Annotated in this window: 1 protein-coding gene; it reads right to left on the reverse strand. The window is 61.4% G+C overall.

Annotated features, from left to right (window positions below):
• Positions 1-73 precede the first annotated feature (73 nt).
• Positions 74-18424 (reverse strand): retention module-containing protein, encoded by an 18351-nt coding sequence (locus tag LOY68_RS00670; RefSeq protein ID WP_265042415.1) that lies wholly within the window; start codon positions 18422-18424, stop codon positions 74-76.
• Positions 18425-18504: the final 80 nt, after the last annotated feature.

Consider the following 18504-nt stretch of genomic DNA (forward strand, 5'->3'; position numbering starts at 1 on the left):
CGACGAAATCGTCACCGCCGAGATAGCCGCAAACGTGACGGCCGCCCCATAAGGGCGGCCGTTTTACCTGGCATCAGCTGTTGTTGTGGTCGACTTTGATGGTCGGATCGCTACCGGCAATCAGGTTGTGCAGGTTGGCGGTAGACCAGTTGTTGCCTTCCAGTTTGATCGTCACATCCGGTGTTGCTGCCGCAGCATCTGCCGAGTTGAACTTGCCGGCCGAGCTGACCTGCAACGACGACACGCCATCGACCGTGGTGATCTTCAGGAAGTTGTCGATGGTGCTGCCGGTTTCGCCCTGCAACAAATCGCGCAGGTCGATACGGTCACCTTCGCTGGCCTTGAAGTCCTTGATCACGTCGCTGCCGGTGTCGCCCGCCTTCCACACAAAGGTGTCGGCACCCGAGCCGCCAATCAGGATGTCGTTGCCCGAACCGCCGATCAACGTGTCGTTGCCGGTGCCGCCGAGCAGGATGTCATTGCCCTTGCCGCCATCGAGCGTGTCGTTACCGCCCGAGCCGAACAGAATGTCATTGCCCGCACCGCCCAACAGCGTGTCGTTGCCGTCGTGGGCGCCGGACACGTCGAACGCGGTGTAGTGCTCGGTGATGAACTGGTGCACGTTGCTGGTGGTAACTTTGCTGACGTCCACGCCGGTTTGCTGGGCGACGAACGCCTGCATGGCCTGGTAACCCTCGCCGGCGATGCCGTTGAAGCTCACCAGATCGCCGAACAGGATGTCGTTGCCATTACCGCCGCTGACCGTGTCGGAACCTGGCAACGTCGCTTCGGTGTGACCGATGATCGAGTTGGCCAGGTCTTTCGGGTCGATGTTGGTTTGTGGCGATTTGTCCGAGTCGTACGGTTTCAGATCGTTGAGGCTGACACCGCTGTTGAGGCCGATGGCCTCGACATTCGACAGGTTGCCCAGCAGCGCAAAACTGCTGTTGGAGTTGTCGGTGGTGGTCGAACTGGTGCTGTTGCCGCTGCCCGCCAGGCTCGACAACTCATAGGTGCCATCGCCTTGAGCGTGAACGGTGCCCAGGTTGCTTGAACTCCAGCCCCACCACGAATTGTAGGTTTGCAGCGTCGCGACACCCGCACTGTTGATGTTCAGGATGTGCGTGCTGTCGATGTTCGTGGAGAACGTGTCGCCCGGCTTGTAGTTGCTGGTTTTCACCACGTCGTCGAGCTTCACGTTGCCGTACAGCGTCGGGTTGGTCTGCTCGCCGCTCTGGTAGTAGGTCGGCTGGCCGTCGGTGATGAAGTAGGTGAGGTTCTTCGCCCCGGTGTTAGCCACCGCATCAGCGCTCTGGAACCAGTTGGCCGTGGTCTTGAACACGTCCTCATAGTTGGTGCCGCCGCCGGACGACATCGAGTTCAGCACTGCTTTGAGCAAGGTCAGTGCATTCGGATCGTTCAGGTTGACCGCCACCGACTTGTTGACCTGGGTATCGAAGTCCACCAGGAAGACGTTCACGGTGCCCGAGTTGCCGCCCATGCTCTGCTTGAGGGTGTTGAACACCGAGGTCAGCGAGTCTTTCGCGGCGCTGATCGACGACGCGCTCATGCTGCCCGAACTGTCGACCATGAAGGCGATGTTGTAGTTGGTGCCCGGCACCACGGTCAGGCCGCCGATGTCGGCGATCATGATGTCGTTGCCGTCGGTGCCGCTGATGGTGTCACTCGCCGACGTAGCGGTGATTGCGTTGTAGGTTGCTGGGTAAACGGTGACCGGGATCTGCGCCGTGGTGATTGCCGAACCGCCCAGGGCCTCGGTGGAGGTCGAGGTCACGGTCAGGTTGAACTGGCCGTTGTAGTAGGTCGGCGGGGTCACGGTCAGGGAGCCGAGGCTCCAGCCGGTAACGTTGGCTTCGCCGGAGGTCGCGGTGGCGGTGAAGGTGTGACCCGCACCGTCAGTCAGGACCGAGCCCGCCGGGATGCCGCTGATTTTCACGCTCAGGCTTTCGGAGCCGTCGGTGTCGGTCAGTGCGGTGTTGATCGCGGACAGGTGAACGCTGGTGCCTTCGAAGCCTGTGTTGAGTTTGTAGCCGTCGTAGTAACCCTCGCCGTTGGTACCGTGCAAGTCGGAGACGGTCACGCCGGAAGCGGCCAGATCCGCCACGCCGGTGTACAGCGGAACGCCGGCGCTGCTCAGGTCGATGGCGGTGCCGCCGTTGACCGACAGGTTGACGTCATAGCTGCCCGGGCCACTCTGGTTGTGGTGGTAGATGTCCAGGGTGTAGTAGCCGCTGGCGGTCGGAGTGAACGAACCACTCAGATTACCGCCCGAACCCCACAGGGCGGACGCGACGTTCTTGCCGCCGACCGTGACGAGCAAGCTGTCATCGCCCGAGCCGCTGAAGGTGTAGGTCTTGCCGGCTTCGAGGTAGATCAGTCCGGAGGTTTTCGAAGCGGTGCCTGCCGTGACACTGCCGTCGGACTGCACGTTGGTCACGGTGGTGCTGGAGTTCGGTGTGCCTGCCGCGTCGATAACCGATTTGAGCGTGGCCGTCGGCGCACCGCTGCCATCAGTGCCCAGGCCCGACAGACCGGTCCAGACTTCCTTGATCAGCCCGGTGGATTTGACGCTGTTGTCCGCCACGGTCAGGGACGGTGCATCGGCCACTGGCGTGATGTCGATTTTCACCGTGCCAGTGTTGCCCAGCAGTTGGCCATCGGTTGGCTGGAACTTGATCTGCGCGTAGTCCGCCTGATTGTTGCCCAGGCCGGTGCCGCCGTAGCCATTGGTGCCGGATTCGTTGGCGTCCGGGGTGAAGCGCAGCTTGCCGGCGTCGATGTCAGCCTTGGTGATGGTCTGATTGTTAGTAACGTCGGTCCAGGTCGAACCGTTCAGGTACTGCAACTTGCCTTCGCCAGGCAGGCCGGTGATTTTCACGCCCAGGCTCGCGGCCGGGCTGTCGACATCGCTGACGCCGAAGGTCGACCAGCCGAGGATCAGCGGGGTGTCTTCAGTGCCGGTGACGTTGACCGGTGCAGCGGTTGGCGCGTCGTTCACGGCCACCACGTTGACGGTGGTGGTCGCGACGTTCGAGTAGTTGCCGCCATCGGTCACGGTCACGGTGATGATCCGCGGCACGGTGCTCGGGTCTTCACTGCTGTTGGTGAAGCTGATGTTCTTGATCGCCTGCATGTAATCGGCCAGCGTCGCGTTACCCGACAAGGTCAGCGTCACGGTGCCATTGGTGCTGTTGGCATTAATGGTGATGCCGTTGACGCTGTTGCCCAGGTTCAGCGCATCGCCATCCTGACGGTTAGTCAGCACCACGGTCGCGCCGGTCAGCATGGTGCTGTCCGGGTCGGTGATCTTCAGATCGGTGTCGGCAATCGACACGCCCGCACCTGGGGTGTTTTCGGTGAAGGTCACGTTGTAATTGGCACCGGTGGCGCCGCTGGAGTTGTTGGCATCCAGATCGATGACCGGCGGCGCATCGTTGTCGATGATCGAGGTGCTGACGCTGCCGTTGGTGGCGCTGACCGCGAGGTTCTCGAAGTTGCCGCCAGTGGCCGAGTCGATCTTGACCACGAAATTTTCGGTGCCTTCGGTGATCTTGTCGTCAATGGTTGCCACGTTGAAGTTGGCGCTGCTGGCGCCGGCCGGAATCTTCACGGTGTACACGCCGGTGAAGTCCGAACCGTCGGCGGCGGTGCCGCTGTAGACGATTTTCAGCGTCACGTCGGTTTGCGCCGGGTGCGTCAGGCTGACGGTGTAGCTGGCGGTCTGGCCTTCGGTCACCGAGGTGCTGCCGGTGATGCTGACTTCGGTTTTGTCGATGGTGTCGGTGACGTTGGTCACGGCTGGCGTGTTGTTGGTCGCCAGGTTTTCGAAGCCGCCGCCGGTGGCGTTGGTGATCGTCGCCTGGACGGTGCCGGCATCCTTGTACACGTCATCAGCCGGAGCTGGAACCGTCACGGTGCCGGTGGTTTTGCCGGCGTCGATGGTGATCACCGAGCCGTTGCTGAGCGTCACGGTCACGGGCGTGCCCGCGGCGTTGGTCAGGGTCGCGGTGTAGGTGATCTGGCCACCCTCGGCGACCGAGCCGGTTGCGCTCAACGACAGGTTGGTGGTGTCGACGGTGTCGGTTACGGTGGTGCTGACCGGGGTTTTGTCGGCAACCAGGTTTTCGTAGTTACCGCCACTCACGTTGGTGATCGAGTTGGTTAGCGGTGCGTGGCCGGTCAACGCGTCGTTTGGCGCGAGGGTGGTCACAGTGCCGGTGGTTTTGCCGATGTCGATGGTGATGTTTTGGCCGTTGGCCAAAGTCACAGTCACTGGAGAGCCAGTTACTGGCTGCCCGACAGTCGCGGTGTAGGTGACGGTGCCACCTTCAGCGGCAGTGCCCGTCGCAGTCAGTTTGACCGTCGATGTGTCGATGGTGTCAGTGACGCTGGTAGACGCTGGAATGGTGCTCGGCACCAAGCTTTCGAAGTTGCCACCGGTAGCGGTGGTGATCGTTGCCTGGACGGTGCCGGCGTCCTTGTAAACGTCATCGGCTGGTGCAGGAACGGTCACGGTGCCAGTGGTTTTACCCGCGTCGATGGTGATCACCGAGCCATTGCTCAGGGTCACGGTCACTGGCGAGCCAGCGGCGTTGGTCAGGGTGGCGGTGTAGGTGATCTGGCCACCCTCGGCGACCGAGCCGGTTGCGCTCAACGACAGGTTGGTGGTGTCGACGGTATCAGTAACGGTGGTGCTGACCGGCGTCTTGTCGGCTACGAGGTTTTCGTAGTTGCCGCCGCTCACGTTGGTGATCGAGTTGGTCAGCGGTGCATGGCCATTGAGTACATCGTTTGGCGCGATGGCGTTCACGGTGCCGGTGGTTTTACCGATGTCGATGGTGATCGTCTGGCCGTTAGCCAGCGATACAGTTACCGGCGAGCCAGTCACTGGCTGGCCGACAGTCGCGGTGTAAACGACGGTGCCACCCTCAGCCGCAGTACCGGTTGCCGTCAGTTTGACGGTCGAGGTGTCGATGGTGTCGGTGACGCTGGTCACTGCCGGAACGGTGCTCGGTACCAGACTTTCGAAGTTGCCACCGGTAGCGGTGGTGATCGTTGCCTGGACGGTGCCGGCGTCCTTGTAAACGTCATCAGCCGGAGCCGGAACGGTCACGGTGCCGGTGGTTTTGCCCGCGTCGATGGTGATCACCGAGCCATTGCTCAGGGTCACGGTGACTGGCGAGCCAGCCGCGTTGGTCAAGGTTGCGGTGTAGGTGATCTGACCGCCTTCGGCCACGGTGTTAGTGGCGCTCAGCGACAGATTGGTGGTGTCGACAGTGTCCGTCACGGTGGTGCTGACCGGGGTTTTGTCAGCAACCAGGTTCTCGTAGTTACCGCCAGTGACGTTGGTGATCGAGTTAGTCAGCGGTGCGTGACCGGTCAACACGTCGTTCGGCGCGAGGGTGGTCACGGTGCCGGAGGTTTTGCCGATGTCGATGGTGATGTTTTGGCCGTTGGCCAAAGTCACGGTCACTGGAGAACCAGTCACTGGCTGCCCAACCGTCGCGGTATAGGTGACGGTGCCGCCCTCAGCCGTAGTACCGGTTGCCGTCAGTTTGACGGTCGAAGTGTCGATGGTGTCAGTGACGTTGGTGACGGCTGGAACAGTGCTCGGCACCAGGTTCTCGAAGTTGCCACCCGTTGCATCTTTGACCGTAACTTCAACCTTGCCCGCATCTTTATAAACGTCATCAGCCGGAGCCGCGACAGTCACGGTGCCAGTGGTTTTACCGGCGTCGATGGTGATCACGGCGCCGTTGCTCAGTGTGACGGTCACAGGTGTGCCGGCCGCATTGGTCAGGGTCGCGGTGTAAGTGATCTGGCCACCTTCAGCCACGGTGTCGGTCGCTGTCAGCGACAGATTGGTGTTATCCACCGTGTCAGTGACAGTCGTTTTGGCAGGGTCAGCATTGACGTCCAGTTTCTCGTAATTACCGCCAGTCGCATCCTTGATGGTGGCGCTCAGCGAACTGCCGCCAGCCAGGGCATCGTTTGGCGCGACGAAATTGACCGTGCCGCTGCTTTTACCGATGTCGATCGTGATGGTCTGGCCGTTGGACAGCGTCACGACAAGCGGGGCGCCAGTCACTGGCGCACTCACGGACGCGGTGTAGACGACGGTGCCGCCTTCAGCGACGGTCGACGTGGCGGTCAGCGATACGGTGCTGGTGTCGATGGTGTCGGTGACGCTTGTGACTGCGGCCGACGGGTCTTTGACCAGGTTTTCGAAGTTGCCGCCGGTGGCGTCCTTGATCGTGGCTTCAACCTTGCCGGCGTCTTTGTAGACGTCATCGGCCGGAGCGGCGACGGTCACGTTGCCGCTGGTGGCGCCGGCGGCAATCAGGATGACGGCGCCGTTGCTCAAGGTCACGGTGACCGGCGAGCCGGCTGCGTTAGTCAATGTCGCGGTGTAGACAATCGAACCGCCTTCAGCCACGGAGTCAGTCGCGCTCAAGCTGAGGGTCGTGGCGTCCGGGGTGTCGGTCACGGTGGTGCTGACCGGGGTTTTGTCGGCCACCAGATTCTCGTAGTTACCACCGCTGACATTGGTGATCGAGTTGGTCAGTGGCGCATGGCCGGTCAGTGCATCGTTTGGCGCGACAGCGTTGACGGTGCCCGAGGTTTTGCCGATGTCGATGGTGATCGATTGACCGTTGGCCAAAGTCACGACAACCGGGGCGCCAGTAACTGGCTGGCCGACAGTCGCGGTGTAAACCACGGTTCCGCCTTCAGCAACACTGTCGGTGGCGGTCAGTTTGACGGTCGAGGTATCGATGGTGTCAGTAACGTTCGTGATCGCTGGAGCCGTGCTTGGCACCAGGTTCTCGAAGTTGCCACCGGTAGCAGTAGAAATCGTCGCTTCAACTTTGCCGGCGTCTTTGTAAACGTCATCGGTTGGCGCAGGAACAGTCGCGGTGCCGGTGGTTTTACCGGCTTCGATGGTGATCACAGCACCGTTCGACAAGGCTACCGTCACTGGCGAACCGGCCGCGTTGGTCAAGGTCGCGGTGTAGGTGATCGAACCGCCCTCGGCGACCGAGTCGGTAGCGCTCAAAGACAGGTTGGTGGTGTCAGTCGTGTCGGTAACCGTGGTCGAAACCGGTGTCTTATCAGCCACCAGATTTTCGTAATTACCACCGCTCACATCAGTGATCGAGTTGGTCAGCGGAGCGTGGCCGGTCAGTGCATCGTTTGGCGCGACAGCGTTGACGGTGCCCGAGGTTTTGCCGATGTCGATGGTGATCGATTGACCGTTGGCCAAAGTCACGACAACCGGGGCGCCAGTAACTGGCTGGCCGACAGTCGCGGTGTAAACCACGGTTCCGCCTTCAGCAACACTGTCGGTGGCGGTCAGTTTGACGGTCGAGGTATCGATGGTGTCAGTAACGTTCGTGATCGCTGGAGCCGTGCTTGGCACCAGGTTCTCGAAGTTGCCACCGGTAGCAGTAGAAATCGTCGCTTCAACTTTGCCGGCGTCTTTGTAAACGTCATCGGTTGGCGCAGGAACAGTCGCGGTGCCGGTGGTTTTACCGGCTTCGATGGTGATCACAGCACCGTTCGACAAGGTTACCGTCACTGGCGAACCGGCCGCGTTGGTCAAGGTCGCGGTGTAGGTGATCGAACCGCCCTCGGCGACCGAGTCGGTAGCGCTCAAGGACAGGTTGGTGGTGTCAGTCGTGTCGGTAACCGTAGTCGAAACCGGAGTTTTGTCGGCGACCAGGTTTTCGTAGTTACCACCGCTCACGTCAGTGATCGAGTTGGTCAGTGGCGCATGACCAGTCAGCGCATCGTTTGGCGCGACGGCGTTAACGGTGCCGGTGGTTTTACCGATGTCGATGGTGATCGATTGACCGTTGGCCAAAGTCACGACAACCGGGGCGCCAGTCACTGGCTGGCCGACCGTCGCGGTGTAAACCACGGTGCCGCCTTCAGCAACGCTGTCGGTGGCGGTCAGTTTGACGGTCGAAGTGTCGATGGTGTCAGTGACATTGGTCACCGCTGGAACCGTGCTCGGTACCAGGTTCTCGAAATTACCGCCTGTAGCGGTGGAGATCGTCGCTTCAACTTTGCCGGCGTCTTTATAGACGTCATCAGTCGGCGCCGGAACAGTCGCAGTACCGGTAGTTTTACCGGCCTCGATGGTGATCACAGCACCGTTCGACAAGGTCACAGTCACTGGCGAGCCAGCGGCGTTGGTCAAGGTCGCGGTATAGGTGATCGAACCGCCTTCAGCGACCGAATCGGTAGCGCTCAAGGTCAGATTGGTGGTGTCGGCCGTGTCAGTGACAGTAGTCGAAACCGGTGTCTTATCAGCCACCAGATTTTCGTAATTACCACCGCTCACGTCAGTGATCGAGTTGGTCAGTGGCGCATGACCAGTCAGCGCATCGTTTGGCGCGACGGCGTTAACGGTGCCCGAAGTTTTGCCGATGTCGATGGTGATCGATTGACCGTTGGCCAAAGTCACGACAACCGGGGCGCCAGTAACTGGCTGGCCGACCGTCGCGGTGTAAACCACGGTGCCGCCTTCAGCAACGCTGTCGGTGGCGGTCAGTTTGACGGTCGAAGTGTCGATGGTATCGGTGACGTTAGTCACTGCCGGAATTGTGCTCGGTACCAGATTCTCGAAGTTGCCGCCGGTAGCGGTGGAGATCGTCGCTTCGACTTTGCCGGCGTCTTTGTAAACGTCATCGGTTGGCGCAGGAACAGTCGCGGTGCCAGTGGTTTTACCGGCTTCAATGGTGATCACGGCGCCGTTCGACAGAGTAACGGTGACCGGCGAGCCAGCAGCGTTGGTCAGGGTCGCGGTGTAGGTGATCGAACCGCCCTCAGCAACGGAGTCAGTCGCGCTCAGGCTCAGGTTCGTGGTGTCAGTCGTGTCAGTAACCGTGGTCGAAATCGGCGTCTTATCAGCCACCAGATTCTCGTAGTTACCACCGCTCACGTCAGTGATCGAGTTGGTCAGTGGCGCATGACCAGTCAATGCATCGTTTGGCGCGACAGCGTTGACGGTACCGCTGGTTTTGCCGATGTCGATGGTGATCGATTGACCGTTGGCCAAAGTCACGACAACCGGGGCGCCAGTGACTGGCTGGCCGACCGTCGCGGTGTAAACGACGGTTCCACCTTCAGCCACGCTGTCGGTAGCCGTCAGTTTGACCGTCGAGGTGTCGATGGTGTCGGTGACATTGGTCACCGCCGGAACAGTGCTTGGCACCAGGTTCTCGAAATTACCGCCGGTAGCGGTAGAGATCGTGGCTTCGACTTTGCCGGCATCTTTGTAGACGTCATCGGCTGGCGCTGGAACAGTCGCGGTGCCGGTAGTTTTACCGGCTTCAATGGTGATCACTGCACCGTTCGACAAGGTCACGGTCACCGGCGAGCCGGCCGCGTTGGTCAATGTCGCGGTGTAAACAATCGATCCACCTTCGGCCACCGAGTCAGTCGCGCTCAGGCTCAGGGTCGTGGTGTCTGGCGTATCGGTAACCGAGGTTTCCGCCGGTTTACCATCAACTTCCAGCTTCTCGTAATTACCGCCCTTCGCATCATCAATCTTGACGCTCAAGGAGCCGCCGCCCGCCAGTGCATCGTTCGGTGCAACGAAGTTCACGCTGCCGCTGCTCGCGCCGACTGGAATGGTGATGGTCTGGCCGTTCGACAAGGTGACGACGACTGGCGCGCCGGTCACCGGAGCGGTAACGGACGCGGTGTAGACCACGGTGCCGCCTTCGGCAACGGTCGACGTGGCAGTCAGGTTGACCGTCGAAGTGTCGATGGTGTCGGTGACGTTGGTCACGGCCGCCGTCGGATTGGTTGCCAGGGTTTCAAAGTTGCCGCCGCTGGCGTCCTTGATCGTGGCTTCAACCTTGCCGGCGTCTTTGTAGACGTCATCAGCCGGGGCAGCGACGGTTACGGTGCCGCTGGTGGCGCCGGCGGCGATGGTGATCACCGCGCCATTGCTCAGGCTCACGGTTACCGGAGTGCCGGCCGCATTGGTCAGGGTTGCGGTGTAGACGATCGAGCCGCCCTCGGCCACGGTATCGGTCGCGCTCAGGCTCAGGGTCGTGGTGTCAGGCGTATCGCTGACCGCCGTGTCCGCAGGCTTGCCGTCCACTTCCAGTTTTTCGTAGTTGCCGCCGGTGGCGCCGTCGATCTTCACGCTCAGGGACGTGCCGCCCGCCAGTGGGCTGTTCGGCGCGATGAAATTCACGCTGCCGCTGGTTTCGCCCACCGGGATGGTGATGGTCTGGCCGTTGGACAGGCTCACCACAACCGGCGCGCCGGTCACCGGAGCGGTAACGGACGCGGTGTAGACCACGGTTTCGCCTTCGGCGACGTTCGCGGTGGCGGTCAGCGATACGGTGCTGGTGTCGATGGTGTCATTGACGGTGGTAACCGCCGGGGTGTCGCTGCTGACCAAGTTCTCGAAGTTGCCACCGGTCGCGCCTTTGATGGTCGCTTCAACGGTGCCGGCATCTTTATAAACGTCGTCCTTCGGCGCATCGACGGTCACAGTGCCGGTGGTTTTACCTGCGTCGATGGTGATCACGGCGCCGTTGCTCAGCGTCACGGTCACTGGGGTGCCGGCTGCATTGGTCAGGGTCGCGGTGTAAGTGATCTGGCCGCCTTCATCCACGGTGCCGGTCGCGCTCAGCGACAGGTTGGTGGTGTCGGTGGTATCGGTCACGGTGGTGCTGACCGGTGTTTTGTCAGCGACCAGGTTTTCGTAGTTGCCGCCGCTGACGTTGGTGATCGAGTTGGTCAGTGGTGCGTGGCCATTGAGCACGTCGTTCGGCGCGACGGCGTTGACGGTGCCAGTGGTTTTGCCGATGTCGATAGTGATCGATTGACCGTTGGCCAAGTTCACAACAACCGGGGCGCCAGTGACTGGCTGGCCGACGGTGGCGGTGTAAACCACAGTGCCGCCTTCAGCGACGCTGTTGGTCGCGGTCAGGGTGACGGTCGAGGTGTCGATGGTGTCGGAGACGTTGGTCACCGCTGGAGCGGTGCTCGGTACCAGGTTCTCGAAGTTACCGCCGGTAGCGGTGGAAATCGTTGCTTCGACTTTGCCGACGTCTTTATAAACGTCATCGGCTGGCGCTGGAACAGTGACGGTGCCGGTGGTTTTGCCCGCGTCGATGGTGATTACGGCGCCATTGCTCAGGGTCACGGTCACCGGAGTGCCGGCCGCATTGGTCAAGGTCGCGGTGTAAGTGATCTGGCCGCCTTCAGCTACCGAGTCAGTCGCGCTCAGGCTCAGGTTCGTGGTGTCTGGCGTGTCGGTAACCGAGGTTTCCGCTGGTTTGGCGTCAACGTCCAGCTTCTCGTAGTTGCCGCCCTTCGCATCATCAATCTTGACGCTCAGGGAGGCACCGCCCGCCAAGGCGTCGTTCGGGGCCACGAAGTTGACGGAACCGCTGCTCGCGCCGACCGGAATGGTGATGGTCTGGCCGTTCGACAGGGTGACGACGACTGGCACGTCGGTGACTGGAGCGCTGACGGACGCGGTGTAAACCACGGTGCCGCCTTCAGCCACGGTCGACGTCGCGGTCAGGGTTACAACCGATGTGTCGATGGTGTCGGTGACGTTGGTCACGGCTGGCGCCGGGTCAGTGGCCAGGTTTTCGAAGTTGCCACCGGTTGCATCTTTGACGGTGACTTCCACTTTGCCGGCGTCTTTGTACACGTCATCGGCCGGGGCCGCGACGGTTACGTTCCCGCTGGTGGCGCCGGCGGCGATGAGGATGACGGCGCCGTTGCTCAAGGTCACAGTCACCGGAGTGCCGGCTGCATTGGTCAGTGTCGCGGTGTAAACGATCGAACCGCCTTCAGCCACGGAATCGGTCGCGCTCAGGCTGAGGGTCGTGGTGTCCGGTGTGTCGGTGACGGTTGTGCTGACCGGTGTTTTGTCAGCGACCAGGTTTTCGTAGTTGCCACCGCTCACGTCGGTGATCGAGTTGGTCAACGGCGCGTGGCCATTGAGCACGTCGTTCGGTGCGACAGCGTTGACGGTGCCGGTGGTTTTGCCGATGTCGATGGTGATGGTCTGGCCGTTGGCCAAAGTCACGATGACTGGAGCGCCCGTTACTGGAGCGCCCACCGACGCGGTGTAAACGACGGTCCCGCCCTCAGCAACGCTGTTGGTCGCAGTCAGGGTGACGGTCGAGGTGTCGATGGTGTCGGAGACGTTGGTCACCGCTGGAGCCGTGCTCGGCACCAGGTTCTCGAAGTTGCCACCGGTTGCGGTGGAAATCGTCGCTTCGACTTTGCCAGCGTCTTTATAGACGTCATCAGCCGGTGCTGGAACGGTCACGGTGCCAGTGGTTTTACCGGCATCAATGGTGATCACGGCGCCGTTGCTCAGGGTGACGGTCACTGGTGTGCCGGCAGCGTTGGTCAAGGTCGCGGTGTAGGTAATCTGGCCGCCTTCAGCTACGGAGTCAGTTGCGCTCAAGCTCAGGTTCGTGGTGTCTGGCGTGTCGGTAACCGAGGTTTCAGCCGGTTTGGCGTCAACGTCCAGCTTCTCGTAGTTGCCGCCCTTCGCATCATCAATCTTGACGCTCAGGGAGCCGCCGCCCGCCAGGGCATCGTTCGGCGCCACGAAGTTGACGGAACCGCTGCTCGCGCCAACTGGAATGGTGATGATCTGACCGTTGGACAGAGTGACGACCACTGGCGAACCAGTGACAGGGGCAGACACGGACGCGGTGTAAACGACAGTGCCGCCTTCAGCCACGGTGCTGGTGGCGGTCAGGTTGACCGTCGAGGTATCGATGGTGTCCGTCACGTCGGTAACGGCTGGCGCTGGGCTGGTGACCAGATTTTCGAAGTTGCCGCCCGCTGCATCCTTAACGGTCACTTCGACTTTGCCGGCGTCTTTATAGACGTCATCAGCCGGTGCGGCGACGGTCACGGAACCGCTGGTGGCGCCGGCGGCGATGGTGATCACCGCGCCGTTACTCAGGGTCACGGTCACTGGCGTGCCAGCGGCGTTGGTCAGATTGGCGGTGTAAACGATCGAACCGCCCTCGGCGACCGAGTCAGTCGCCGACAGGCTCAGCGTGGTGGTGTCGGCGGTGTCGGTAACGGTGGTCGAAACTGGTGATTTGTCGGCGACCAGGTTTTCGTAGTTGCCACCGCTCACGTCGGTGATCGAGTTGGTCAGCGGTGCGTGGCCGGTCAGCGCGTCGTTTGGTGCGACGGCGTTGACGGTGCCGGAACTTTTGCCGATGTCGATGGTGATCGTCTGACCGTTAGCCAGGGTCACGACAACCGGGGCGCCGGTCACTGGAGCGCCGACGGATGCGGTGTAAACCACCGTGCCGCCCTCGGCGACGCTGTTGGTAGCGGTCAGCGTAACGGTTGAAGTGTCGATGGTGTCGGTGACATTGGTCACCGCCGGAGCCGGGTCAGTAGCCAGGTTTTCGAAGTTGCCGCCAGTAGCATCTTTAACGGTGACTTCAACCTTGCCGGCGTCTTTGTAGACGTCATCGGCTGGCGCTGCGACGGTCACGGTGCCAGTGGTTTTACCGGCGTCGATGGTGATCACGGCGCCGTTGCTCAGCGTGACAGTCACAGGTGTACCGGCCGCATTGGTCAAGGTTGCGGTGTAGGTAATCTGGCCGCCTTCAGCTACGGAGTCAGTTGCGCTCAGGCTGAGGGTGGTGGTGTCGGCGGTGTCAGTGACGGTGGTCGAAACCGGTGTCTTATCAGCCACCAGGTTTTCGTAGTTGCCGCCGCTCACGTCGGTAATCGAAGTGGTCAGCGGCGCGTGGCCGTTCAGCACATCGTTCGGCGCGACGGCGTTAACGGTGCCGCTGCTTTTACCGATGTCGATGGTGATCGTCTGGCCGTTAGCCAGAGTCACGACAACCGGGGCGCCGGTCACTGGAGCGCCGACGGATGCGGTGTAAACCACCGTGCCGCCTTCGGCCACTGTGCTGGTGGCGGTCAGGGTGACGGTCGAAGTATCGATGGTGTCAGTGACGTTGGTCACCGCCGGAGTCGGGTCAGTGGCCAGGTTTTCGAAATTGCCACCGGTGGCATCTTTAACGGTGACTTCGACCTTTCCGGCGTCTTTGTAGACGTCATCGGCAGGCGCGGCGACGGTGACGTTGCCGCTGGTGGCGCCGGCAGCAATGGTGATCACCGCGCCGTTGCTCAGGGTCACGGTGACCGGAGTGCCGGCGGCGTTGGTCAGAGTCGCAGTGTAGACAATCGAACCACCCTCAGCCACGGAGTCAGTTGCGCTCAGGCTCAGAGTGGTGGTGTCGGTAGTATCAGTTACGGTGGTCGAAACCGGCGTCTTGTTGGCGACCAGGTTTTCGTAGTTACCGCCGCTCACATCAGTGATCGAGGTGGTCAGCGGCGCGTGGCCATTCAGCACATCGTTCGGCGCGACGGCGTTGACGGTGCCGGAGCTTTTGCCGATGTCGATGGTGATGGTTTGACCGTTGGCCAGGGTCACGACAACCGGAGCACCGGTCACTGGAGCGCCGACGGATGCGGTGTAAACCACCGTGCCGCCTTCGGCAACAGACGATGTCGCGGTCAGGGTCACAACCGACGTGTCGATGGTGTCGGTGACGTTGGTCACCGCTGGAGCCGGATCAGTGGCCAGGTTTTCGAAGTTGCCACCGGTGGCGTCTTTAACGGTGACTTCAACCTTGCCAGCGTCTTTATAGACGTCATCGGCCGGGGCAGCGACGGTGACGTTGCCGCTGGTGGCGCCAGCCGCGATGGTAATCACCGCGCCATTGCTCAGGGTCACGGTCACTGGAGTGCCAGCGGCGTTGGTCAGGGTAGCGGTGTAGACAATCGAACCACCTTCAGCCACGGAGTCAGTTGCGCTCAGGCTCAGGGTAGTGGTGTCGGCAGTATCAGTGACCTCGGTCGAAACCGGCGTCTTGTTGGCGACCAGGTTTTCGTAGTTGCCACCGCTCACGTCGGTAATCGAAGTGGTCAGCGGTGCGTGGCCATTCAGCACATCGTTCGGTGCGACAGCGTTGACGGTGCCGGAGCTTTTGCCGATGTCGATGGTGATCGTCTGACCGTTGGCCAACGTCACGATGACCGGCGCGCCGGTCACTGGAGCGCCGACGGATGCGGTGTATACCACGGTGCCGCCTTCAGCCACGGTCGACGTCGCGGTCAGGGTCACTACCGACGTGTCGATGGTGTCGGTGACGTTGGTCACCGCTGGAGTCGGATCAGTGGCCAGGTTTTCAAAGTTGCCACCGGTAGCGTCTTTAACGGTGACTTCAACCTTGCCGGCGTCTTTATAGACGTCATCGGCAGGTGCGGCGACAGTCACTGAACCGCTGGTAGCGCCAGCGGCAATAGTGATCACCGCGCCGTTGCTCAGGGTCACGGTCACCGGAGTGCCGGCGGCGTTGGTCAGATTGGCGGTGTAAACGATCGAACCGCCTTCAGCCACGGACTCAGTCGCGCTCAGGCTCAGGGTAGTGGTGTCTTTCGAGTCGGTGATGGTGGTCAGCGCCGGCTCGGCGCTCGGGGTCAGCTGCTCGAAATTGCCACCGGTGGTGCCGGTGATCGTAGTGCTGACGGTGCTGCCGTTGTTGTAGACGTCGTTCGGCGGAGTATCGACGACAACGCTGCCTGTGGTTTTACCTGCTTCGATGGAGATGACCGAGCCGTTGCTCAAGGTCACAGTCATCGGCGTGCCGGCCGGATTGGTCAGCGTCGCGGTGTAGGTGATCTGGCCGCCTTCGACGACGGTGCCGGTGGCGGTGAGGCTCAGGCCGGTGTTGTCGATCGAATCGGTGATGGTCGTGACTGCTGGCGCCGGATTCGGGGTCAACTGTTCGAAGTTGCCGCCGGTTGCGCCAGTGATGGTGGTCGAGACGGTGCTGCCGTTTTGATAGACATCATTGGCTGGCGTCGGAACGTCCACAGTGCCGGTGGTTTTGCCGGCTTCGATGGTGATGGTCGAACCGTTGGACAGCGTGACGGTAACCGGCGTCTGCGCCGGGTTGGTCAGTGTCGCTGTGTAAGTAATCTGACCGCCTTCAGTGACAGTCGAGCCAGCCGTAAGCGTGACGGTAGTGGTGTCAACCGAATCGGTAATGGTCGTCACGGCCGGAGCCGGGTTCGGGATCAACTGTTCGAAGTTGCCACCAGTTGCGCTGGTAATCGTAGTGCTGACGGTGCTGCCGTTTTGATAGACATCATTGGCTGGCGTCGGAACGTCCACCGAGCCAGTGGTCTTGCCGGCTTCAATGGTGATAGTCGAACCGTTAGACAGCGTGACGGTAACCGGCGTCTGCGCCGGGTTAGTCAAGGTAGCGGTGTAGGTGATCTGACCGCCTTCAGTAACGGTGGAACCCGCTGTCAGCGTGACGGTAGTGGTATCAACCGAATCGGTGATGGTCGTGACCGCTGGAGCCGGGTTTGGCGCCAGGTTCTCGAAGTTGCCACCGGTTGCGCTGGTAATGGTAGTGCTGACGGTGCTGCCGTTTTGATAGACATCATTGGCTGGCGTCGGAACGTCCACAGTGCCAGTGGTCTTGCCGGCTTCGATGGTGATGGTCGAACCGTTGGACAGCGTGACGGTAACCGGGGTTTGCGCCGGGTTGGTCAGTGTCGCGGTGTAGGTGATCTGACCGCCTTCAGTAACGGTTGAACCCGCTGTCAGCGTGACAGTCGTGGTATCAACCGAATCAGTAATAGTCGTGACCGCTGGCGCCGGGTTCGGCACCAGATTCTCGAAGTTACCGCCAGTTGTGCCGGTAATCGTGGTCGTGACGGTACTGCCATTTTGGTAAACGTCATTGGCAGGCGTCGGAACGTCCACAGTGCCAGTGGTCTTGCCGGCTTCGATGGTGATGGTCGAACCGTTGGACAGCGTGACGGTAACCGGGGTTTGCGCCGGGTTGGTCAGTGTCGCGGTGTAGGTGATCTGACCGCCTTCAGTGACAGTCGAGCCCGCTGTCAGCGTGACGGTGGTGGTATCAACCGAATCGGTGATGGTCGTGACCGCTGGCTCCGGGTTCGGCACCAGGTTCTCGAAGTTACCGCCGGTGGTGCCGGTGATCGTGGTCGTGACGGTGCTGCCATTGTTATAGACATCATTGGCTGGCGTCGGAACGTCCACGCTGCCGGTGGTCTTGCCCGCTTCAATGGTAATGGTCGAGCCATTGGACAACGTGACGGTGACCGGCGTCTGCGCCGGGTTGGTCAGTGTCGCGGTGTAGGTGATCTGACCGCCTTCAGTCACGGTCGAGCCTGCTGTCAGCGTGACAGTCGTGGTGTCGACCGAATCAGTAATAGTCGTGACTGCTGGCGCCGGGTTCGGCACCAGATTCTCGAAGTTACCGCCAGTTGTACCCGTAATCGTGGTCGTGACGGTGCTGCCATTTTGGTAAACGTCATTGGCAGGCGTCGGAACGTCCACAGTGCCAGTGGTCTTGCCCGCTTCAATGGTGATAGTCGAACCATTGGACAACGTGACGGTAACCGGCGTCTGCGCCGGGTTAGTCAGTGTCGCGGTGTAAGTGATCTGACCGCCTTCAGTGACACTGCCGCCCGCCGTCAGCGTGACAGTGGTGGTGTCGATGGTGTCAGTGACCTGGGTCGTGGCCGGCACGGTCGGCGTGGTAACCACGATGCCGGCGCCGCCAGCGATGCCGGTGACGGTGACGTCGATCTGGGTCGCGTCGTTATAGACGGTGTCATTCGGCGCCAATGGGACGTTGACGGTGCCGGTGGTCTGGCCGGCCTGGATCACGATCACCGAGCCGTTGGACAGAGTGATGGTCAGGTCGCTGGTCGGTGCCTGCGTCAGGGATGCGGTGTAAACCAGTACGCCACCGGCCTCGGTGATGGTCGGCGTGGCGGTCAGGCTCAGGGTCGATGCCTGCACGATGTTGGCGTTATTGGTGGTCTGGCCGCCAATGGTGTTCTGGCCGCCAATGGTGTTCTGGGTGACAGCCCCGGCAGCGCCGATGCCTGCGGTCGGGAAGCCAATGGTCGGGTCTACCCGGCCAGCGGTCGCGTCCAGCATGACGAAGCTGTGGCCACCACCGGCCGCGCCGTCGCCGCCTGCTGCGGTCGGGCCGGCAGCGGTGGCTTCGAGGTCTGTGGTCGGGTCGGCGCCGGCAACGATGGCTTGCTGCAGTTCTTCAACCGATGGCGCGGCTTGTGCAGTGGCTTCTGCCAGGTCAGTGCTGGAATCCGGATCGGTGCCACTCCATTGAGTGTCGCGGCCCAGGTCCAGGGTCCGGCCATCAGCCAGTTCGAGGGTTACGGCGCCAGCGGCACCGGTGTCTACCTGATCGCCGACAAACAGCCGATCGCCTTCAACGAGTACGCGACGGACGCCCTCTGGGGACACCGCGAAAACCTGACCAACAATGCTTTTGACGATGGCAACAACACTGCTCATTGAAGACTTCTCCGGGTGTCACGTTCAGTTGACTTCCATGGACCTGATGGCGCTCTCGCCAAAGCAGTCTGGACGTACTT

The organism is Pseudomonas sp. B21-053 (assembly GCF_026016365.1).
In the GTDB taxonomy this organism is placed as follows: Bacteria; Pseudomonadota; Gammaproteobacteria; order Pseudomonadales; family Pseudomonadaceae; genus Aquipseudomonas; species Aquipseudomonas nunensis.